Consider the following 21,556-nt stretch of genomic DNA (forward strand, 5'->3'; position numbering starts at 1 on the left):
CGAGCCGGCGTGCTTAGCGAGTTGTTGAGATGAAAGACGCCCTGCTTGCCACCCTCATCGAAGAATATTCGACCGTCGAGGCGTTCGCCTCGATCCTGATGCTCGAATCCAGGGCGCTGACCGCCGTGTCGCCGCTGGAGCAGTTGCCCTCGATCGTCGAAAAGAAAACCGAACTGATCGGCGTGCTCGCGAAGCTCGAAGCCGCGCGCGACACGCAACTGGCCGAGCTGGGCTTGCCGGCCGGCTGGTCCGGCATGGAACTGGCGGCCAGCACCGATGCGCGGGTCGCCACGCAATGGACGCTGCTGCAAAAAGCCGCCGAGCGCGCCCGGCGCGCCAACACCAATAATGGTGAGTTGATTCGCGTGCGGATGGATTACAACCAGCGAGCGCTGGCGGCACTGCAGGTGAACGTACCGCGCAAGGCCAACTTCTACGGGCCGGATGGCCGGATTCCGGCACACTCCGGACTTTGAAGATTATTTGCGGCTGACCGGCCCATGCGCCGGTCCCGGCCTGGCAGAACTGGCCGAACGAAAAGGCTCGTCTTTGACGGGCCTTTGCTATTTCTGGCGCCGCCACTCCCCCCACTGCTGTAAGCCCCACTCACTCCAGCACCGCAACGTTAGCCATCCGGCTAGCTAGCGCGTAATGCCGCGGCGCGTTGAAATGATGACATTCCCAATCGAGCTTTCGCCGTCGCCCTGCTCTGGAGTCGCGGCGCATCCGCAGGCGAAGCTCTGCCCACTAGCGAGGTTGTGTAATCGTGTGTATAATCAGACGAGTGCAATATGAACAGCGCCGAGGTCGTCAAACTGATCCACGCCGATGGCTGGCAACTCATCCGGATATCGGGCAGCCACCATCATTTCCGGCACACGGTAAAGCCCGGTCTCGTGACCATCCCGCATCCGAAAAAGGATCTGCCGCCCGGCACCCTGAACAGCATTCTGAAACAGGCAGGCCTGAAATGAAGAACCTGATTTTCCCGATCGCAATCGAGCCTGGTGACGACAAGCATGCGTTCGGCGTGGTGGTGCCCGACATCCCGGGCTGCTACTCGGCGGGCGACACGCTGGAGCAAGCCTACGCGAACGCCAAAGAGGCCATCGAAACGCATCTCGAGACCTTGCTCGACGAAGGCATGCCGCTGCCCGAACGGCACACGCTGGACGAGCATCGGCGCAATCCCGACTTCGCGAAATTCACATGGGGTGTCGTGACAACGCGCAATATTCCGGCGTTGAAGAAGGCGATCCGCATCAATATCTCGCTGCCCGAGGCGCTGGTCCAGGAGATCGACGCTTACGCGCAGGCGCGCGGTATGTCGCGCTCGGCCTTTCTCGCGCTCGCCGCCGAACATGAGATGGCTGACGCGTGAAGAACAAGGTGGGCGTGTAGCGCGCCACCCGCCCAACATCGAACGGACGGGCTTCAGTTCGCCTCGGCGTTCGCCCAGGCCATTTCGCGCAACCGCGTACGCAGGCGCGCCACGGCCTGGCTGTGCAACTGGCACACGCGCGACTCGCTGACTTCCATCACCGCGCCGATTTCGCGCAGGTTCATGCCGCGCTCGTAGTACAGCGACATCAGCAGCTTCTCGCGTTCCGGCAAGCGGTCGATCGCCTCCACTAGCGCCGAGCGCAGGCTGTCGTCGAGCAACGCCGAGAGCGGGTCGGAATGATCCACGCAATAGCGGTCGAGAAACGGTTCGTCGTCGGCGGAGCGGTCGAAGTCTTCGTAATAGATCAACTGGCTGCCGTGCAGGTCCTGCAGCATCGACTGATATTCGTCGAGCGGCATTTGCAGATGCTCGGCAATCTCCGTTTCGCTCGCCGAGCGGCCCAGGTTCTGCTCCACCTTGTGCACCGCCGTTTCGACTTCACGCGAGGTGCGCCGCAGGCTGCGCGGCAGCCAGTCGTTGCTGCGCAACTCGTCGAGCATCGCACCGCGAATCCGCTGGCTGGCGTAGGTTTCGAACTGCGCGCCCTGATCTTCCTTGTAGCGGCCCGCGGCATCCAGCAACCCGATCATGCCGGCCTGGATAAGATCGTCGAGATCGACGCTCGCCGGCATCTTGGCGACGAGTTGCAAGCCGAGGCGGCGCACGAGCGGTGCGTACTTCGTCAGAACATCGGCTTGGGAAATCTTTCCTTGGGCGTTATACATCGTGCTCCCCTTGTCCTTGTGCCGCCTCTCAGGCGTGCTGCGCGGACGGTTGGTCGGCGTGCTGCGCCGCTGAAACTGTCGCAGGCGCCATCCACGGCGTTTGCGACGAGATCGCTGGCCGCATCGGCCAGTACTGCAATTCGGCGGCGAGGCGCCGGAAGTCGCGCGCAGCCGGTGTCGATGGAAACGCATCGACGACACAACGCGACAACTCCAGGGCTCGCGCCATCCGCGTATCGGCGGCAATGCAGCCGGCGTCTTCCAGCGCCACCGTCAGGTAGCGCCCGGCCACGCCGGCCAGGTTGGCAAACGTCGTATGCGCGTCGTTCACGCTTTGCACGTGGTTCGTCAGCACGCGGAACTGCGCGATCGCGTGCGCGTAGTGCAGACGCTTCATGCAGGCATACGCGTCAGTGATCGCCTGCGCCGACACGCGCGTGACGATCATCACGTCGTGCGCCTGTCGCGCGAATTGCGACAGATGGCCTTGCTCGTCGAGTTGCGCGTCGATCAGCACGATGTCGGCGGAACCGCCGAGCAGCACGTTGAACTGCGCAGCCGTGTGGCTTTCGCGGTTGTTACGCGACGCGGCCAGTACCGAAAAACCCAGCGCGTGCCGCACGGCGGCGTCGTCGAGCGTCATCTCGCCGCGCATCACGGCCGAAAAATTGCCGGCGCCGCGCAAGCCGCCGAGCATCGCGCTCACCGATTTGTCGCCCACGCATTCGTCGATCACCAGCACGTCCTTGCCCTGCTGCGCGAGCGCCGCGGCGAGGTTGACCACCACCGTGGTGCAGCCCACGCCGACCGGTCCGCCCGTCACCGCAAGCACGCGCGCGCCGCTGCGCGCAAGCAGCCGCCGCAGTCCTTCCGCCTGATCCGAAATGAGCTTATCCAAAACGAACCTCGTGCAGCTCGGCGGTCGAGCGTGCCGACAGCGCGGACAGCAATGCCGGAATGTCGTCGTCGTGCGGCACGAACGGCGAGTTGTCGCGCGGAATGCAGAAGGTGCTCTTGATCAGGAATTTCTTCGTCGCAACGTACAGGTTCTCCGGCACCTTCTGACCGGTCGACACGTAGTGCACCGGCAGCTTGTAGCGGATCACCGTATCGAGCACGCCGCCCAGATTGGTGGCTTCGTCGATCTTGGTCAGGATGCAGCCGGCGAGCGGCTGGTGATCGGGCGCACGCTGATAGGCCTGCACGACTTCGTTGAGCGTGTCGCCGTGACTCGTCGCGTTGAGCAGCAACAACCGCTGCACCGGCTGACCAGCGCGGCACAGCATCGCGATCTGGTCGGACACGAGGCGGTCGCGCTGGCTCATGCCGATCGTGTCGATCAGCACGATGTGCTTGTTGCGCAGTTCGGAGAGCGCGAGTTGCAGATCGGCGCCGTCCTTCACCGCGTGCACCGACACGCCGAGAATCTTGCCGAAGATGCGCAGTTGCTCGTGGCCGCCGATCCGGTAGCTGTCGGTGGTGAGCAGCGCGACCTTGCTCGCGCCGAAGCGCATCACGCAGCGCGCGGCGAGCTTCGCGGTGGTCGTCGTCTTGCCGACGCCCGTCGGGCCCATCAGCGCGAACACGCCGCCGCGCTCCATCAGCGCGTCCTCGTCCTCCATCACCGGCAGGTTCGATTCGAGCACCGAGCGCACCCACTCCATGCCGCCGTCCATCGTCTCGATGTCGTCGGGCAGGTTGTCGACCATCATCTGCACCAGTTGCGCGGAAAAGCCCGCGGCGAACAGGTGCTTGGTGAGCGCGGCGCGCGCCGGGCTGCGGCGTTGACGATCACCCCACAGCAGGCCGGCGAAGTGCTCTTCCATCATCCCGCGCATTGACGACAGTTCGTTCATCACGGTGTCGTTGACGACCTGCTCCATGCGCGCCTTGATCGCTTCAGCGACGGCCGCCGGCGTGCGGGCCTGGTCGCCGGTGGGCAGTGCCGGTGCGATCTTTTGCTCGGTGCGGCGCGCGGCGACTTGCGCGGCTTCGCGGGCCCATTCGGGTGTTTCGGTCACGGGCGGCTCGGCGGCCGGCTGCGCAGCGGGCTTGCCGACTTCGACGGCCGCGCCGAGTCCCTTGGCGGTGGCGGCGGCCGGCGTCATCGCTGCGGGATGTGCGCTGTATTCGCCTTGCTGTTGCTGCTGTTCGGCGGAGATGCGACGCGCATGGTCGATCAGCCAGGGATTCGATTCGGCCATCGTGCGCGGCGCGGCGGCATCGACCGTCGGTGCGGCGGGCGGGACTGGTACGCCGGCGGCTTTGAGCAGATCGGCACGCATGTCTTCCGACAGACGAGCCGCCGCTGCGCGGGCACTGGGAGCGACGGAGGTCGGCTGAGCGATAGGCTGGCTGATGGCCGGCGCCGGGTTCGCTCCGGCGCCCGGCAATGCCGTCGGCGGAGCAGTTGTGGAAATCGCCTTAGGCATCGCTTTCGGTGCCGCGGCTTTTAGGGCGGCCGGCGGCGCTTCATTCACCGGCGTGTTCACCGGCGCGCTCGCGGGCATCGCTTCAACACCGGCTTCCGGGCTCGCGCCGAACACCGACGAAAACACATCGGGCATGCCGCTCGCGTACGGATTCGCCTGCATCGCCGGCAGCGCGCGCGGTGCGGCGAGCGACGGCAGTCCAGTGCCCGAACTCATCGGCGCGGTCTGGGCCGCGCTTGCGGCTTCGCGAGCCTTCGGCGCGATGGCTGCGAGATCGCTGTCGGCCAGCGCGACGATTTCGACGCTGCCGTCGTCCATCGTGCGATTGGACAACACGACCGCATCCGCACCGAGGGCTTCACGAACGAGACGCAGAGCATCGCGACTGGTAGCACCGACAAATTTACGAATGTTCAAGCTGGACCCCCGATGAGGTAAACGGACTGACGGACCGGCAACACACCGCTTCCCATTGAGATCAATTATTGCGAAAGTCGTCGAGCGACGATCGATCGATAAAGACCGTTAAAGGTAGGCAATTCGCGCGATGGAGATACGGCCGATGCGGCGCGCCCGCGGGTTTCAAACGGGGTTCTGACCAGCGCCGCGCGGCGCTTTCCCGACGACGGAATGTAGGCGTCGAACCGCGCGCGAGCACACCGGGTAAGCCGCTGAAATGAAAACCGGCGCTCAGGAGCGCCGGCAAAAAGCTTCGACTGCAGATGCCGATACTGAGCGGCGACTTAGCCGTGCGCGCCGATCAGATTCACCACCTTGACGTTGCGGGTGTCGGGCACTTCCGCATACGAGAGCACCTTCAACTGCGGCAGGCTGCGGCGCAGGAAGCGCGCGAGCATCGGCCGCAACGCGTGCTGCACCAGCAGCACCGGCGCAAGCCCGATGTTCTGCTGACGCGTCATCGCCTTCTGGGTTTCGTTGAGCAGCGTGTTCGCGAGCCCCGGCTCGAGTCCCGGATTGGCGCCGGTCGACAGCGCCTGCGACAACACCCGCTCCAGATTCGAATCGAGGCCCATCACCTGCATGTCGCCGGTGCCGGGGAACCACTGCTGCGTGATCGCGCGGCCCAGCGCGAGGCGCACGGCGGCGGTGAGATCGTGCGCGTCGCTGATCTTCGGCGCGTGTTCGGAAAGCGCTTCGAGAATCGTGCGCAAGTCGCGGATCGGCACGCCTTCCTCCAGCAGGTTTTGCAGCACCTTTTGCAACGTGGTGAGCGGCAGCGTCTTCGGCACCAGATCATCGACCAGCGACGGCGTGTCTTTCTGCATCCGTTCGAGCAGCGCCTGCACTTCGCGGCGGCCGAGCAGTTCCGACGCGTGCGTGACGACCAGGTGATTCAGATGCGTGGCGACCACCGTGCTCGAATCGACCACCGTGTAGCCGTACACCTGCGCCTGTTCGCGCAGATTCGTATCGATCCAGATGGCGGGCAGCCCGAACGCCGGGTCTTGGGTCGGCGTACCCGGCAGCGCGGCGGAAACCTGGCCGGGATTGATCGCCAGCCACTGCCCCGGATACGCTTCCCCGACACCCACTTCGACATCCTTGAGTGCGATGCGATAACCGTTCGGCCGCAATTCGAGGTTGTCGCGGATATGGATGACCGGCGGCAAAAAGCCGATCTCCTGCGCGAACTTCTTGCGGATGCTCTTGATCCGCTTGAGCAGTTCGCCGTCCGAGTTCTTGTCGACGAGCGGGATCAGCCGGTAGCCGACTTCGAGGCCGAGCGTGTCGATCATCGTCACGTCGTCCCAGCTCGCTTCGGTGTTCTCGACCGGGGCCAGCGCGGCCGGTGCGACATCGACGAGCGCGGTGCCGCTCTTGCGCTCTTCGGCGCGCTTTTTCATCGTGCGGCCGAGCTGGATCAGACCGCCGCCGAGCACCAGAAACGCGAAGTGCGGCATGCCCGGAATCAGGCCCATCAGCACCAGAATGCAGCCGGTGATCATCAGCACGCGCGGATTCGTGAACAGCTGGCCGGTGAGCTGTGTGCCGATGTCCTCGTTGGTCGCGACGCGCGAGACGATCACACCGGCGGCGGTCGAAATCACCAGCGACGGGATCTGCGCGACGAGGCCGTCGCCGATCGTCAGCAGCGTGTAGTTCTTGCCCGCCGCCGCGAAGTCCATGTTGTGCTGGACCATCCCGACGATCAGCCCGCCGACGATGTTGATCACCATGATCAGCAAACCGGCGATCGCATCGCCGCGCACGAACTTGCTCGCGCCGTCCATCGAGCCGTAGAACTCGGCTTCCTGCGAGACTTCCGCGCGCCGCTTGCGGGCCTGCTCTTCGTTGATGAGGCCGGCGTTCAGATCGGCGTCGATCGCCATCTGCTTGCCGGGCATCGCATCGAGCGTGAAGCGCGCGGACACTTCCGCGATACGCCCCGCGCCCTTGGTGATCACCATGAAGTTGATCACCATCAGAATGATAAAGACGACGATCCCGACCGCGAAGTTGCCGCCCACGAGGAAGTGGCCGAACGACTCGATCACCTGGCCGGCCGCGCCCGGGCCGGTGTGGCCTTCGAGCAGCACGACCCGCGTCGACGCCACGTTCAGCGACAGGCGCAGCAAGGTCGAGAACAGCAGCACGCTCGGGAAGGCGGCAAAGTCGAGCGGCTTCATCGTGTACATGCTGACGAGCAGCACCATCACGGACAGCGCGATGTTGAAGGTGAACAACAGATCCAGCAGGAACGGCGGCAACGGCAGAATCATCATGCCGAGGATCATGCAGATCAGCACCGGCCCGGCGAGGGCACGCAAACTGGTGCTGCTCAAGGCATCCGGGCGTCGGGCGAGGAAACCGGCGCGAGCGTTCATGCGGAGGCTCCTGAAGCGTCGTCGTTAGCGGGATTAACAGCGGGGTTGAGCGTGTCGGCGGCTTCCTGATCGGCTTCATCGTCCGATACGCCGCCCTTGTCGAGTTCCGCCGGCACGTCGAAATCGGTCGGTGCGACCGGCGCGACGCCACCTTCGGCTTTAAAGCGCCGCAACTGATACACCCACGCGAGCACTTCGGCGACCGCGCCATACAGCGGGCCGGGAATCTCGCGGTTCAGATCGACGTTGTGATACAGCGCGCGCGCAAGCGGCGGCGCTTCGAGCAGCGGCACATTGTGCTCGGCGGCCAGCTCGCGAATCCGCGCGGCCACCAGGTTCACACCCTTGGCGACCACCTTCGGCGCACGCATCTCGCCGTCGGTGTATTGCAGCGCGACCGCGAAGTGCGTCGGGTTGGTCACCACCACGTCCGCCTTCGGCACCTGCGTCATCATCCGGCGACGCGCAATGGCCCGCTGCTGCTGGCGAATCTTGCCCTTGATGTGCGGGTCGCCTTCGCTTTCGCGGTGCTCGCGCTTCACTTCTTCCTTCGTCATGCGCAGCTTCTTGTGGAACTGCCAGAGCTGGTACGGCACGTCGAGCGCCGCCACCGCGAACATGCCGGCCACCGTCATCCCGCAGCACACGGCAATCAGATGCAGTGAATTGGCGAGCGCGAGTTGCAGCGGCTGGGTGGCGAGCGCGAGGATCTCGTCGCGGCGATTCCAGATCGCCGTGCCGCCGATAATCCCCACCACCAGCGTCTTCGCGAGCGACATGCCGAGCTGGATCGGCCCGTTGATCGAAAACATCCGGCCGAAGCCTTCAATCGGATTGAGCCGGTTGAACTTGGCCTCGAGCCCTTTCGCCGACAGTTGCCAGCCGCCCAGCGCCAGCGGCGCGAGCAAGGCGGCAAGACCGGTGAAGCCGAGAATCGGCAGCAGTGCGTAGAGCCCTTCGCGGCCGGCGACGCCCGCGCCGATCAGCATGCGGTTAGTCTCGAAGCTGCTGGCGTGGTCGAACGTGAGCGACGCGCGCAGCATGTTCTGCAAATGTTCGCCGATGCTGCCGGACATCCCCCACGCGCCGTAGAACCCCGCCGCCAGCAACGCAAACGTCGACAGCTCCCGCGAACGCACGATCTGCCCTTCCTCGCGCGCCTTCTGCAGGCGCCGGGGAGTGGCTGATTCGGTTTTTTCGAGGTCGCTGTCCTCTGCCACACAAGCTCTCCAGTCGGCCGAGGCACGGCGCCTCTTTCCAGTGAGAGCGATTATTCCCGCTCGACGCAAGCGGCGATCGGCGGATAAGGGCGGAGAAAGGGGGGTATTTCGACGGATGAACCAGGCGCCCGCGCGATCTCGCGCGCGCCTGGCCTTACTCTTCGGCGCTACGCGTCAGAAGCCCACGTAGGGCGACTGGCCGCCGCTCGCGGTCTTGTCGATGCCGTAGTACACGTGACGGCCATAGAAGAACGGCAGACCGAGGTCGAAGCTGCTGCTGCCGCCGATCTGTCCGGCGAGGTCGTTGAACGCGAAGTTGCTGCCGTTGCTGAACAGCGTGGCCGCACTGAGGATGCCGATGCTGACGCTCGCCGTCGCCTTGTTCGCTCCGACCAGCGTCACCGACCGGGTCTGCGCGGACGACGGGCAGTAGAAGCCCGAGAAGTTGCTGCCGCACAGCGTGAGCGAGCTATCGGTGAAGAAGTAGCCGTTCGAGCCCGAATCGAGGAACGCCTGGACCGTCGTGCCGTTGAAAGTGCTGTTGTTCAGATCGCCAAAGGCATCGGTCGTGAAGGTCTGCGACGCGGCCAGCGCATTGTTCGACTGCGTGCCGATGCCGAACACCAGCGTACCGGTGGCCGACGCCGCGCCGGTGTCCGGCAGCGGTGGCATCTGCACGATCACGCCGTTGTTGTCGACCGGGAAGTTCGCCACCGGATTGGCAACCTGCTGCGCGAGCGGCACCGCGGTGCGGGTGCACGACGTGCCGCCCGGGCATGCGAAGTAATTGCTAAAGTTCGCGGCGGTTACCGGGTTCGCGCAGGTGGCGCCGCAATCGGTGGGCGCCGTGCCGACGCCGAGAATGCCGTTTGCGCCGAGATCGCCGGCCGTGTTGTCCGCCGAGCCGCTGCCGCAACCGCGCGGCACCGTGCTTGCGTCCTTGTCGCCGATGATCTGCAGCGGGATGCTGGCCGTGGTCGTCTCGCCGCCGATCGTGATGGCCGCGGTGCGCACCGTGCCCCACGTGAAGCCGTCGGCGAAGGTCGCGCACTCGGCCAGCTGCGCGCCGCTGCCGCTCACGGTGCTGACCGGCAACGCACTGAGCAACGACGAGTTCAGCACCGAGCCGACCACCCGCAGCCCGAACGAACCGGTGTCGAGCTGGATGTTGTTGATGGTCTGGCAATTGGACGGCGCGCCGGGCGCGCAAATCGTCACGCTGACCCCGGGAATATTGATGACGCCGCTCACGCCGTGGCCGACCGTGATCGCCACCGTGTTCGCGGCGGTCGCGGCAATCGGTTGCTGGGTCGGGCTGGCCGGCAGTGAGCCGCCGTTCAGCGGGCTCGACGAATTGCTGCTGGAGCTGCCGCTGTCGCCACCGCCACACGCGGCGAGCGTCGCCAGCAGCGCTACGGCCAGGGCGCCCTGCAGCCAGCCTTTGAGGTTCACACCAATACGCATGGTTCGCATCGTCGTCCTCGCCATTACTGGATGTCGGAACCGCTGACGCCGGCCGGCAGCGCGGGCGGCAGCCACGCCTGACCGCTGAACGCGCCCATGTGGCCGCCGGAGCGCACCACGAGGCTGCTCTGGTCGACGCTGACCGGACCACGGCCGCCGCCGCGCGCCGCGCGTACCGCCTTCACACCGGCGACATATTGCGGGAAATAGCTACCGAGCAGATCGTTCAGATCCGGCATTTGCGGGCCGCGCCATGCGATGCCGAACACGGAGCCGTCAGCGGCAAGATATTCGCGGACCACGGTGCCGTTGCCGAGCGCGGTTTCACGCACGGTGTAAGACGCGGAAGCCGAAGTGGAAGAAGCTGCGCTCGATGCCGAACGCATCACGCCCTGTGCCGAGGTGGCGGCGCTGCTGCCAGGCTGGACGACGCGGGAAGAAACCGATGCGCCCGTGGGCGGCGTCATCGGCGCGCCGCCCAGTCCCGCATGAGCGGACTGCACGGCTGATAGCGAACAGGGTAAAGCTAGCGCCGTAACGATCCCGGCGCGGCGTACGCGACTCCACATGGCGATGCTCCTCCCGAGCGGCGGCTCGGTTCGCACCGCGCGCGAACCGGCTGTAAGTACGCAGATGATACGGCACCACCGCGGTCGCAATCATGAGGGGTGTCCCTCACCGTGCCACAAACCGGCGACTGTTTTCTACGGAAGGCCGTGCCGTTGCTTGAGCTCGTAGTATGCCTGTGGATTGTGTCCATAGACAGCAAGCGCATGTGCATGCGTGGCTTGTCATGCTGAGGCCGGCGGCACAACGAGAAGGCGCCCCGCAGCGTCAGAATCCCAGGCTTGCAAGCAGATCGTCGACTTGCGACTGGTCCTGCACCACATCCGTTTTGCCTTCCGGATTGATCTGCGGACCATTCAGCAGATGTTCGGGGCTGCCGGTCGGCGACACCTCGGCCGCCAGCGCCGCCGCGTTCGCCGCGAACTGCTCGCGCCGCTCGAGCGCGATGTTCTCGACCAGCACGCCGAGCAACTGCTGCTCGATCAGGTACACGACGTCCGTGATCTTCTTGATGACCTGGCCGGTCAGATCCTGGAAGTCCTGCGCCAGCATGATCGCCATCAGCTGCGAGTTGGTCGCGCTGGTCGCCTCGGGCACGCCTTGCAAAAAGGTGCGCGTGTCGTTCATCAGCGCGCGCACTTCCTCGCGCTCGATCGGCGCCGCGTACCACTGCTCCCAGCGCGCGTCGAGCTCACCCGCGTCTTTCTGCAGTTGCTCCTGGACCGGCTTGGCGATGTCGATCGCCGACAGGACGCGCTCGGCGGCCTGCTCGGTCATGTCCGCGATGTACTTCAGACGATCGCGAGCATCGGGTACGGCTTCCGCCGCCCGCTCGACGTGCTTGTCGAGCCCGAGCTCACGCATTGAATCGCGCAGCGTGCGCGTCAGTTGTCCAATGCGGGCGAGGATGCGATCGGACGCGAAGTCGCCGCTCTCGTTGACCGCTTCGGCGCCAGGCGCTTGGGTCGGCAGAGTCACATCAGCTCCCGGCTTTCGCCATCTTCTCGAGAATCTTGTTGAGCTTCTCGTCGAGCGTCGCCGCCGTGAACGGCTTGACGACATAACCGCTCGCGCCGGCCTGAGCCGCCGCGATGATGTTTTCCTTCTTCGACTCGGCCGTGACCATTAGCACCGGCAGATGCGCGAGGTTGGCGTCGGCGCGGATTTCCTTGAGCATCGCCAGACCGTCGAGGTTCGGCATGTTCCAGTCGGAGATCACGAACTCGTAGGTGCCGCTGCGCAGACGCGCGAGGCCGGCCTGACCGTCTTCGGCTTCATCGACGTTCGAGTAGCCCAGCTCTTTGAGGAGGTTGCGGACGATCCGGCGCATCGTCGGAAAGTCGTCAACTACCAGAATCTTCATTCCCTTATCCATTTCATTCCCTTTGCTTGTTCCATGTTGCGGCGCTTGACCGCCTCAATCTACCCGGCCCGCATCATACCCGCTGAACGCGATCGCCCATCGACGACAAACGCGCCATCACGCGTCGGCTCATTTCCGGCAGCGCTGCGATCTCGTCGGCCGCGCCGAGCGCGATCGCTTCGCGCGGCATGCCGAACACGATACAGCTCGCTTCGTCTTGCGCAAGGGTGTACGCCCCTGCTTTTTTCATCTCCAGCAGTCCGGCTGCGCCGTCGCGTCCCATCCCGGTCAGGATCACGCCGACCGCGTTCTTGCCCGCATGCTGCGCGGCCGAATGGAACAGTACGTCCACCGAAGGACGATGCCGGTTCACCGGCGGTTCGTCCGACAGATGGGCAATATAGTTCGCGCCACTGCGCGCCAGCAACAGGTGCGCGTGGCCGGGCGCGATATACGCGTGTCCTGGCAGCACACGTTCGCCGTGCTCTGCTTCTTTAACGGTAATCCGGCACAAACCATTGAGGCGTTGCGCGAAAGATTTCGTAAAGCCCGGCGGCATGTGCTGCGCGATCAACACCGCGGGCGCATCCGGCGGCAGCGGCAACAGCACTTCGCGGATCGCTTCGGTGCCGCCCGTCGACGCGCCGACGATGATCAGCTTCTCGGTACTCAAGAGCGGATTGTTGAACAGCGGCGCAGCGCCGACCGGCGCATGCGCGGCCTGTGCCGCCGCGTGCTGCGCCGGCGCGGCCTGGCGCACGCGCGCGCGGGCCGCGGCGCGAATCTTGTCGGCGAGCTTTTCCGAGTAGTCGAGCATGCCGTCGCGAATGCCGACCTTCGGCTTGGTAACGAAATCGACCGCGCCGAGTTCCAGCGCACGCAGCGTGATTTCGTTGCCGCGTTCGGTCAGCGACGACACCATCACGACCGGCATCGGCCGCAAACGCATCAGCTTCTCGAGGAAGTCGAGGCCGTCCATACGCGGCATTTCGACGTCGAGTGTCAGCACGTCCGGATTGTGCTGCTTGATGAGTTCGCGCGCGACCAGCGGGTCGGGTGCGGTCGCCACCACCGTCATGTCCGGCTGGCCATTGATGATCTCGGTCATCAGGCTGCGGATCAGCGCCGAATCGTCGACGCACAGTACTTTGATCTTTTGCACAGCGCTCACGCCTCCTCTGTAGTTCTGGCGTTGTTTGAATAAACCGGGCGCGGGCTTGCGCCGAACAGTTCGATCCTCGGCCGCGCGGCGGCCGGTGTGGAGAACAGTTCGACCCGCTTGCGCGCCGCTGCGAGCCGCTCGGCTCGCGCTTCGGTGCTCTGCCGCACGAGCGCCCGTTCGCGCTCGGCCACACCCGCTTCCTGTTGCACGCGCAATTTCTTCACCATCACCTGGCCGGTGCGCGGCATGAAGGCGACCTTGCGCGGATGCGAGCCCTGCAAATCTTCGGCGACGATGCGGATTTTCTCGGTCGCCAGATAGCGGCGCACGAACTCCGAATTGCGGTCGCCGATGTTCATCGTCGTCATGCCGGCGAGCACCGCGCCGCCGCCGAACACCTTCGCTTCGAAGCGCTCGCGGCGGCCGCCGGCCTTGATCAGTTCGTTGATCAGCACTTCCATCGCATACGCGCCGTAGCGCATCGAATCCGACGCGGCTTGCGCGACGTCCGCGCCGTCGTCGGGCAGCATGAAGTGATTCATGCCGCCGATGCCCGCGGTGCGATCCTGGATGCAGGCCGCCACGCACGAACCCAGCACGGTGACCAGCACCATGTCTTCGTGCGTCGTGTAGAACTCGTTCGGCAACAGCTTCACGCCGGGGCGCTGGAAGTGGTTGTCGTAATACAGATTGGACGCGATCGGCAGGGCGCTGCTCATGCGGCCACCCCGCTCGTCGTGTGATGCGCCGCCGCACTCGTTGTACTCGTCGTGCGCGACGTCGTGCGCGCGCCGGCCACGTCACGCGTCAATTCGTAGACGGTCTGGCCGCGCAGCTTGAACGCCTGAGTCACATATGTGAAGTTTTCCGAGTGGCCGGCGAACAGCAGGCCACCCGCTTTCATCAGCGGCTCGAAGCGTGCGAGGACTTGCGCTTGCGTCGGCTTGTCGAAATAGATCATCACGTTGCGGCAGAAGATCGCATCGAACTGCGAGCGCAACTGGTAATCGCGGTCGGTCAGGTTCAGCTGTTCGAAGCGCACCAACGCGCGCACTTCCGGGCGCACCTTCACCATCCCCGCATGTGCGCCGGTGCCTTTCAGGAAGAAGCGCTTGAGCCGCTCGGGCGACAGGTGCTTCACCTGGTCGAACTGGTACACGCCGGCTTCGGCTTTCGCGAGCACCTGGGTGTCGATATCGGTGGCGAGCACCGAGGCCTGGCGCGCGCCGCTGTCGCCGAGCGCTTCGATCAGCGTCATCGCGATCGAGTACGGCTCTTCGCCGGTCGACGCCGCCGAGCACCACACGGAAACCGGCTGCGCGCGACGCGCCGCGAAGTCGGTGAGGATCGGAAAGTGATGGGCTTCGCGGAAGAACGCCGTGAGGTTGGTGGTCAGCGCATTGGTGAACGCTTCCCACTCGGCCGGATCGTTTTCCGCTTCGAGCAGATCGAGATACTGCTTGAAAGTATCGAGGCCACGGGCGCGCAAACGGCGCGCCAGCCGACTGTACGCCATGTCGCGCTTGTGATCCGACAGCGAAATGCCCGCGCTGCGATGAATCAGCTCGCGAATGCGAGCGAAATCCGCCGATGTGAATTCGAAATCCCGTCCCTGTTCACCGGACCTGACTGGGTCGACCCGATCCGAACTTGCCCGTTCGGGGCGTGCCCGTCCGGGACGTTGCTGTGCGCGCGTTGCCATCATCAAAATTCCTGCCTGCGATACGAGCCACTCCGCTTGCCGCCCCAAGAGGATCCGAGGGAAGCACGGAGTGTGTTCGCGGGGTCGCGCCCGCCCGCGAGATCTGCCAGCATGCAGTCGGCCCGCGACACGCTGTGTGAGCGTGCTTCGATGATTCGCCCGTCAACGAGCGAGATGCCGAATGACTGCATGTCGTTGTGCCACTTCCTAGAACGTTTCCCAATCCGCGTCCGCGGCTGCCGTCGCCGGGTTTGCCGGGGCCGGACGCGCTGCGGGTTCGGCTGCCGCGCGGGTCGCCTTCGGCTTGAGAGCAGGTTCGACGCGCGCGGCTGCATCGTGGCTTGCCGAAGCCGGTACCGGGTTCGCTGCCGATGCCGCGTGTGCCGCGTTTGCGATGCTTGCCGCCGGATGCGCCGCGCCGTTCAACAACGACGCTTGCGGCGCCGCTTTCGCGAACTGCTTGCCGGTACCGCCATTCACTCGCGCCGCCGCTTGCGGACGAACTGCCGCCGCACTGCTGCGCGTCTGGCCGCCAGCCACCTTCCAGCCGTTCACCACCATCTGCAACTGATGTGTCTGATCTTCGAGCGACGCCGCCGCTGCCGCCGCCTGTTCGACCAGCGCCGCGTTCTGCTGCGTGACTTCGTCCATCTGCACGACCGCGCGATTCACCTGTTCGATGCCGCCCGACTGCTCTTCGGACGCCGCGCTGATTTCGCCCATGATGTCGGTCACGCGGCGCACCGCCTGCACGATCTCATCCATCGTGGTACCTGCGCGGCCGACCAGCGTCGAACCGCTTTGCACCTTGTCGACCGAGTTGCCGATCAGTTCCTTGATCTCCTTCGCGGCGCTCGCGCTGCGCTGCGCGAGGCTGCGCACTTCGCCGGCCACCACCGCGAAACCACGGCCCTGCTCGCCGGCGCGCGCGGCTTCGACCGCCGCGTTCAGCGCGAGAATGTTGGTCTGAAACGCAATGCCCTCGATCACGCCGATGATGTCGACAACTTTGTTCGAGCTGGTCGCGATGTCCTGCATCGTCGTGACGACCTGGCTCACCACGTCGCCGCCGCGCGTGGCGATGTCGGATGCGTTGACGGCCAGCTGGCTCGCCTGACGCGCGTTCTCGGCGTTCTGCCGCACGGTGCCGGTCAACTGCTCCATGCTCGACGCGGTTTCCTGCAGCGAGGCGGCCTGCTGTTCGGTGCGCTGCGACAGATCGGTGTTGCCCATCGCGATTTCGCGCGCGCCGGTGTCGATCGATTCGGTGCTGCTGTGTACCGCCTTCACCATCGTCGAGAGGCTCTGCTGCATCCGCTTGATGCCGTCGAACAGGCGGCCGATTTCATTGCGGCTATACACCTCGATCGTCTCGGACAGATCGCCCGACGCGATCCGCTCGAAGCAGGCCGTCGCGTCTTTCAGCGGCTGCACGATCAGGCCGCGCAGCGCGAAGCGGATGCCCACCACCAGCAACAGTGCGAGGACGGTGACGGCGACGATCAGCGTCATCATCAGCGACGCGTTCGCTTGTGCGCTCGCCTGCTGATCCATCGCGTTTTGCTGTAACGCGTTGACGACCGCTGTCGACGCGGCGTCATACGCAATCACCATCGGGCTGATCTTCGTGTCGGCGATCGCGTGGTAGGCGGCCATGTCGTTCGCGTTCAACGCGGCGAACAGCGGGTCGACGCCGTCGTGCATGATCGCCGTGTGCCTGGCGAGTACCTCGTCGAGCAGCGCCTGATCGATGCCGGGTTTCGGTGTGTCGAGATAAGCCTGCCAGTTCTGGTTGCCCTTCGCGACCAGCTCCTGCGCGCGGTCGAGCACCTTCTTCGCTTCGTCCGCGTTGCCCGCTGCCGACAGCGTGTCGAAGCGGTCCACCGCGACACGCGAACGCAACAGGTACGAAGCCGCGTCGTCGAGTGCGCGGATCGCCACCAGGTCGCCGCGCGCAATGCGCTCGAGCGATTGGCTCGCGCGATTCAGCGCGGTTAGCCCGAGGGCACCGACCGCCATGGTCAGCGCAACCAGAAGGATTCCCAGCATCGTTAGCGACGTGCGAATCGACCACCTGTTCAACATCTTGACGCTCCCTTTCCTGTCTCTCGTTCGCGATTTGCCGCTGTTGCCGCTTTGCGCCGTTTAGACGCCGAGCGCTTCGATCAACGCCATTTCACGGCTGGTCATCAGCTTCTCGATGTCCATCAGGATCAGCATGCGGCCGTCGACGGTGCCCAGCCCCGTGAGGTACTCGGTCGTCAACGTCGCGCCGAATTCCGGCGCCGGCATGATCTGGTCGGTGGCGAGCGTCAGCACGTCCGAGACGCCGTCGACCACCATCCCGACCACGCGATGCGCGACGTTCAGGATGATCACGACAGTCTGGTGGTCGTACTCGACACGGCCCAGATGGAACTTGATACGCATGTCGACGATCGGCACGATGATGCCGCGCAGATTGATCACGCCCTTGATGAACTCGGGCGCATTGGCGATTCGCGTCACGTTGTCGTAGCCGCGGATTTCCTGCACCTTGAGGATGTCGATGCCGTACTCTTCGGCGCCGAGCGTGAAGACGAGGAATTCCTGACCGCCGGCGTCCGCCTGCTGCGCGTCGCGGCGGCTGCTCGTACCGTTCGCGTTCGCGCTGCTCGAATTGATGGATTGGACTTCTGCCACGTTAGCCCCCAAACGGTTGGGATGAAATGAGTTGAATGAGTGTTGCGAATGTTGTGTGCCGGGCGAGCGTGACGGTCATCAGGCGAGGCTCATCGCGCCGTGCGCGTTGCGCGTTTCGCGGTTCAGCGCCGCCACGTCCACGATCAGCGCGACACTGCCGTCGCCGAGAATGGTTGCGGCGGAGATGCCGTGCACCTTGCGGTAGTTCGTTTCCAGATTCTTCACGACCACCTGCTGCTGCCCCACCAGCTCGTCGATCAGCATCGCAAAGCGGCGCCCCTCGGTCTGCATGATGGTGACGATGCCTTGCGTGGGTTCCTGTTTCGCGTCGTCGACGTTGAACACTTCGTGCAGCGCGACGAGCGGCAGATATTCGCCGCGCACGCGCACCACGCGCTCGCCGTTGGCCACCGTATAGATGTCTTCGGCTCGCGGCTGCAGCGACTCCATCACGAAGTTCAGCGGCAAAATGAAGATCTCGTTGCCGACCTTCACCGACATGCCATCGAGAATCGCCAGCGTGAGCGGCAGAACGATGCGCGTGGTGCTGCCCTTGCCGGCGTGCGAGGTGATTTCCACGTGGCCGCCCATCGACTGGATGTTGCGCTTCACCACATCCATGCCGACGCCACGACCCGACACGTCCGTGACCTGCTCCGCTGTCGAGAAGCCCGGCAGGAAGATCAGGTTCCAGACTTCTTCGTCGGTCATCGTTTCGCTGACCTGCATGCCCTGCTTGACCGCCTTCGCGAGAATCTTGTCACGCCGCAGACCCGCGCCGTCGTCGCTCACTTCGATGACGATGTTGCCGCCGTGATGCGCGGCCGACAGCACCAGCTGGCCGGTCGAGTCCTTGCCCGCCGCGCGCCGCGCTTCCACGGTTTCGATGCCGTGGTCGAGACTGTTGCGCACCAGGTGAGTCAACGGATCGATGATCCGTTCGATGAGGCTCTTGTCGAGTTCGGTCGCCTGACCGAAGGTGACGAGTTCCACTTCCTTGCCGAGTTTCGCCGCCAGATCGCGCACCAGACGCGGGAAGCGGCTGAACACGTAATCCATCGGCATCATGCGGATCGACATCACCGCTTCCTGCAGATCGCGCGCGTTGCGCTCGAGCTGCGCCATGCCGTTGAAGAGCCGGTCGTGCAGCGCCGGATCGAACGTGCTGGTGGTTTCCGCGAGCATCGCCTGCGTGATCACCAGTTCGCCGACCAGGTTGATCAGCTGATCGACCTTTTCGACGCCGACGCGAATCGAGCTGCCTTCCGCACCCGCTGCCGCCGCAGCCGGACGGGCCGCTTTGCGATCCTGTTCAGCGGGAGCGGCTGCGCCTGTCGCCGCGTTTGCCGCGGATGCCGGGCTGTGCGGCGCCGCGGCTTGAGCCGTGGCCGGCGCCGCTGTCGCCGGCGCGTCGGGCAGACCGTGCGCGACTGCGCTGGCGGGCGCGGCGATGCTGGCCGCCGGTGGCGGCGATGCTGCGGGTTCCGCTTGAACTGCGTGTGCTGCTTGCGCCGGCGTCGAGTTGGCGGCGTCGGGCGTTCCAGGTTCGCCTTGCTGCGTCTCGTCCGCCGGTGCGGTGCCGCGGCCGATCGAGATCTGACTTTCGTCGATCACGAAACAGCACACGGCGATGATGTCGTCGGAGGTCACATCGGTCACGAGCCACAGCATCAGATCGCCGCCGCTCTTGACCTGTCCGACGATGTTGCCCAGGTTGCCGAGCTCTTCGGCCAGCAGTTCCTGGTCCTTCTCACCAACGCCCCGTAGCGTAATTTTCAGATGAGGACCGGCGTTGCCGTCGAGCTTGCCTGCCTCCGCGGCTTGCCCGGTCTGTGCCGGTTCGCCGTCAGTCCATCCAGCCGCCGCCTGCACCGCCTGTTCGACGACATGCTCGGGCGGGGTACCGCGTTGTGCTGCTACTGCTTGTGCTTCGACTGGTGCCGCCGCGCTGGCGGCCGGCGCTGCCGCTTGAACTGCCACCGGCGCGCCGCCGAAACGGCTCTCCGCATGCAGCTGTTCGAGCTTCGCGCAGATCGCGCGGGCCACCGCTGCGTCCGGCTCGGCGCTCGCACGATAGTCGGCGAGCTGGCCGGACAACACGTCCTTGGTTTCAAGGAACGTGTCGATCATGTCCTTGCGCAGCACGAGTTCGTTATTGCGCGCGCGATCGAGCAGCGATTCGAGAATGTGGGTCGTCTCGGTCAGCGCGGTAAAGCCGAAGGTCGCCGCGCCGCCCTTGATCGAATGCGCCGCGCGGAAAATCGCCGCGAGGTCTTCGGGGTCCGGATGGGCGATATCCAGATTGAGCAGCAACTGCTCCATCTGCGCGAGCAGTTCGTCCGCTTCGTCGAAGAAGGTCTGATAGAACTGAGTGATGTCGAGTGTCATGCCTGGGTCACCGCGAGAGTTCCTGTCTAGGCTTGGGCTGCCGTGCCGCCGCGTTGAGAGCTTTCTATAACTTGTCTAAGGGTGGCGCTTACGCCTGATCCGACTCGGCCAGCGCCGCCACCAGCTCGGTCAGCATGTCGGGGTCAAGCGGCTTTTCGATCCAGCCGGTCGCGCCCACCGCCCGCGCCGCGGCTTTGAACGGCTCGCCCGATTCCGTCGTGAGGACGAGGATGGGCGTCGCCTGGTAAGCCGGGTTGCCGCGCAGCGCGGCGATCAGGTCGAGACCGGTTTTGCCCGGCATGTGCTGGTCGGTCAGCACGAGGTCGAACGACATGGCGAGCGCGTTTTCGAGCCCTTCGTCACCGTCCGCCGCGAGCGTCACTTCATAGCCAGCCGTCGTCAGCGTCGCGGCAAGGATTTGCCGCATCGATGCCGAATCGTCGATTGCCAGGATGTGCCTGATCATGAAAACCTCGCTGCACTTACGCTTGGGATCGCCGGGCTGTCCGCGCCAGTGGCGCGCATGATCCGGCCAGGCGATCGCTGTCTGTTACTGGGCCGCCGGCGCCACCGCCGGCGACTTCGGGGCAACCGTCACCGGTTGCGCAAGTTTTTGCAGCAGCGGCTTGGAGCCGGCTGCGTCGTCCGACAAGGTGGTCGTGGTGGAGTCGTCATGATTGAGCGCCTCCTCCGATTTCTTGTTCAGCACGATGATGCTGATGCGGCGATTTTCCGGATCCATCGGGTCCGCCTTGTTCAGGTTCTGGGTCGACGCGAGGCCGAGCACGCGCATCACCTTCGCCTCGTCCATGCCGCCCGCGACCAGCTCGCGGCGCGACGCATTGGCGCGGTCCGCGGACAGTTCCCAGTTGCTGTAGCCCTTCTCGCCGCCCGCGTACTGCGCGGCGTCGGTGTGCCCCTGCACGATGATGCGGTTCGGCACGTCGTTGAGCGTGTGGCCGATTTCGCGCAGGATGTCGCGCATGTACGGTTCGACCTGGTCTTTGGCGGTCGCGAACATCGGCCGCTTCTGCGAGTCGACGATTTCGATGCGCAGGCCAGTCAGCGTCGAGTCGATGCGGATCTGCTGCTTGAACTGGCGCAGCACCGGATTCGCTTCGATCGCGGCCATCAGCTTGACCTGCAGATCGTGCAGGCGAACCTGCTCGCGGCGCTCGAGCTCGCCCTGCAACTGCTTCATCGAGTCTTCGCTGCTATGCGAGACGGTGCGCTCGGCACGGTTGGTGGAGCCATCGGTCGAGCGCGTCACGCCTTGCGCGTCGGTCGAAATATCGCGGCCGCCGCCCTTCAGAATGCTCGAGTCCTCGGCGCTACGGTCGCCGCCCCACAGCGTGATCTTCAACGGCTGGTTGAAGTAATCGGCGATGCCTCGCAACTGCACGGTGGAAGCCGAACTCAGCAGCCACATCAGCAGGAAGAACGCCATCATCGCGGTCATGAAGTCCGCATACGCGAGCTTCCACGCGCCGCCGTGGTGGCCTTTCCTGGCCGGCGCGGCGCGCTTGACGACAATGGCGCGGTCTTTGTCCTTGCTCATCGG

Annotated in this window: 20 protein-coding genes; 3 read left to right on the top strand and 17 right to left on the bottom strand. The window is 65.0% G+C overall.

The genetic code is table 11. The features are described from left to right. Window positions 1-29: 29 nt before the first annotated feature. The 3 genes from HV744_RS11735 to HV744_RS11745 all read left to right on the top strand — a co-directional run bounded on the left by HV744_RS11735 (window position 30) and on the right by HV744_RS11745 (window position 1,381). Entirely contained in the window at window positions 30-476 is a 447-nt protein-coding gene (locus HV744_RS11735; RefSeq protein WP_175149659.1) for a flagella synthesis protein FlgN, read from the top strand. Window positions 477-791: 315 nt separating this feature from the next. Then, window positions 792-974: a type II toxin-antitoxin system HicA family toxin gene (locus HV744_RS11740; protein ID WP_175149660.1), complete on the top strand. Its 183-nt coding sequence runs from the start codon at window positions 792-794 to the stop codon at window positions 972-974. Beyond that, complete coding sequence (locus HV744_RS11745; RefSeq protein ID WP_175149661.1) at window positions 971-1,381, top strand: type II toxin-antitoxin system HicB family antitoxin; 411 nt, start codon at window positions 971-973, stop codon at window positions 1,379-1,381. Before HV744_RS11740 ends, HV744_RS11745 begins: the two co-directional genes overlap by 4 nt. A 53-nt stretch (window positions 1,382-1,434) precedes the next feature. Here HV744_RS11745 and HV744_RS11750 read toward each other — a convergent pair whose 3' ends face one another. The 17 genes from HV744_RS11750 to motB all read right to left on the bottom strand — a co-directional run bounded on the left by HV744_RS11750 (window position 1,435) and on the right by motB (window position 21,553). Beyond that, window positions 1,435-2,169, bottom strand: a complete 735-nt coding sequence (locus HV744_RS11750) for an RNA polymerase sigma factor FliA (RefSeq protein ID WP_175149662.1) — start codon at window positions 2,167-2,169, stop codon at window positions 1,435-1,437. A 28-nt stretch (window positions 2,170-2,197) separates the two neighbouring features. After that, a complete protein-coding gene (locus HV744_RS11755) occupies window positions 2,198-3,067 on the bottom strand; it encodes a MinD/ParA family ATP-binding protein (RefSeq protein WP_175149663.1) in 870 nt (289 codons plus the stop codon). After that, window positions 3,060-5,018, bottom strand: coding sequence for a flagellar biosynthesis GTPase FlhF (gene flhF, locus HV744_RS11760; protein WP_175149664.1), 1,959 nt, complete (start codon window positions 5,016-5,018; stop codon window positions 3,060-3,062). Before flhF ends, HV744_RS11755 begins: the two co-directional genes overlap by 8 nt. Before the next feature lie 326 nt (window positions 5,019-5,344). Further along, window positions 5,345-7,447 carry a flagellar biosynthesis protein FlhA gene (flhA, locus tag HV744_RS11765; protein ID WP_175149665.1) on the bottom strand — a complete coding sequence of 701 codons (2,103 nt, stop codon included), beginning with the start codon at window positions 7,445-7,447 and terminating at the stop codon, window positions 5,345-5,347. Beyond that, a complete protein-coding gene (gene flhB, locus HV744_RS11770; protein WP_175149666.1) occupies window positions 7,444-8,667 on the bottom strand; it encodes a flagellar biosynthesis protein FlhB in 1,224 nt (407 codons plus the stop codon). The genes flhA and flhB overlap by 4 nt, the downstream gene beginning before the upstream one ends. Before the next feature lie 174 nt (window positions 8,668-8,841). Beyond that, window positions 8,842-10,140, bottom strand: coding sequence for a DUF3443 domain-containing protein (locus tag HV744_RS11775; RefSeq protein WP_175149667.1), 1,299 nt, complete (start codon window positions 10,138-10,140; stop codon window positions 8,842-8,844). Between the two features lie 14 nt (window positions 10,141-10,154). Next, entirely contained in the window at window positions 10,155-10,700 is a 546-nt protein-coding gene (locus HV744_RS11780; RefSeq protein ID WP_175149668.1) for a DUF2844 domain-containing protein, read from the bottom strand. A 265-nt stretch (window positions 10,701-10,965) separates the two neighbouring features. Next, a complete protein-coding gene (gene cheZ, locus HV744_RS11785; RefSeq protein ID WP_175149669.1) occupies window positions 10,966-11,676 on the bottom strand; it encodes a protein phosphatase CheZ in 711 nt (236 codons plus the stop codon). A 1-nt stretch (window position 11,677) separates the two neighbouring features. Beyond that, window positions 11,678-12,073, bottom strand: a complete 396-nt coding sequence (gene cheY, locus HV744_RS11790; RefSeq protein ID WP_175149670.1) for a chemotaxis response regulator CheY — start codon at window positions 12,071-12,073, stop codon at window positions 11,678-11,680. A 61-nt stretch (window positions 12,074-12,134) separates the two neighbouring features. After that, the gene (locus HV744_RS11795; RefSeq protein WP_175149671.1) at window positions 12,135-13,223 is read right to left on the bottom strand and encodes a protein-glutamate methylesterase/protein-glutamine glutaminase; all 1,089 of its coding nucleotides are present in this window, start codon (window positions 13,221-13,223) and stop codon (window positions 12,135-12,137) included. Window positions 13,224-13,228: 5 nt separating this feature from the next. Continuing rightward, the gene (gene cheD, locus HV744_RS11800) at window positions 13,229-13,942 is read right to left on the bottom strand and encodes a chemoreceptor glutamine deamidase CheD (RefSeq protein ID WP_175149672.1); all 714 of its coding nucleotides are present in this window, start codon (window positions 13,940-13,942) and stop codon (window positions 13,229-13,231) included. Beyond that, window positions 13,939-14,928, bottom strand: a complete 990-nt coding sequence (locus HV744_RS11805; protein WP_175149673.1) for a CheR family methyltransferase — start codon at window positions 14,926-14,928, stop codon at window positions 13,939-13,941. Before HV744_RS11805 ends, cheD begins: the two co-directional genes overlap by 4 nt. A 204-nt stretch (window positions 14,929-15,132) precedes the next feature. Then, window positions 15,133-17,010: a methyl-accepting chemotaxis protein gene (locus HV744_RS11810; protein WP_175149674.1), complete on the bottom strand. Its 1,878-nt coding sequence runs from the start codon at window positions 17,008-17,010 to the stop codon at window positions 15,133-15,135. A gap of 60 nt (window positions 17,011-17,070) precedes the next feature. Then, the gene (locus HV744_RS11815) at window positions 17,071-17,607 is read right to left on the bottom strand and encodes a chemotaxis protein CheW (protein ID WP_175149675.1); all 537 of its coding nucleotides are present in this window, start codon (window positions 17,605-17,607) and stop codon (window positions 17,071-17,073) included. A gap of 78 nt (window positions 17,608-17,685) precedes the next feature. Beyond that, on the bottom strand, window positions 17,686-19,995 hold the full coding sequence (gene cheA / locus HV744_RS11820) for a chemotaxis protein CheA (RefSeq protein ID WP_175149676.1): 2,310 nt from the start codon (window positions 19,993-19,995) through the stop codon (window positions 17,686-17,688). Window positions 19,996-20,083: 88 nt separating this feature from the next. Continuing rightward, window positions 20,084-20,461, bottom strand: coding sequence for a response regulator (locus HV744_RS11825; protein ID WP_175149677.1), 378 nt, complete (start codon window positions 20,459-20,461; stop codon window positions 20,084-20,086). A gap of 84 nt (window positions 20,462-20,545) precedes the next feature. Beyond that, a complete protein-coding gene (motB, locus tag HV744_RS11830; RefSeq protein ID WP_175149678.1) occupies window positions 20,546-21,553 on the bottom strand; it encodes a flagellar motor protein MotB in 1,008 nt (335 codons plus the stop codon). Window positions 21,554-21,556 lie beyond the last annotated feature (3 nt).

Origin of the sequence: Paraburkholderia ultramafica, from assembly GCF_902859915.1 — a bacterium.
GTDB lineage: Bacteria > Pseudomonadota > Gammaproteobacteria > Burkholderiales > Burkholderiaceae > Paraburkholderia > Paraburkholderia ultramafica.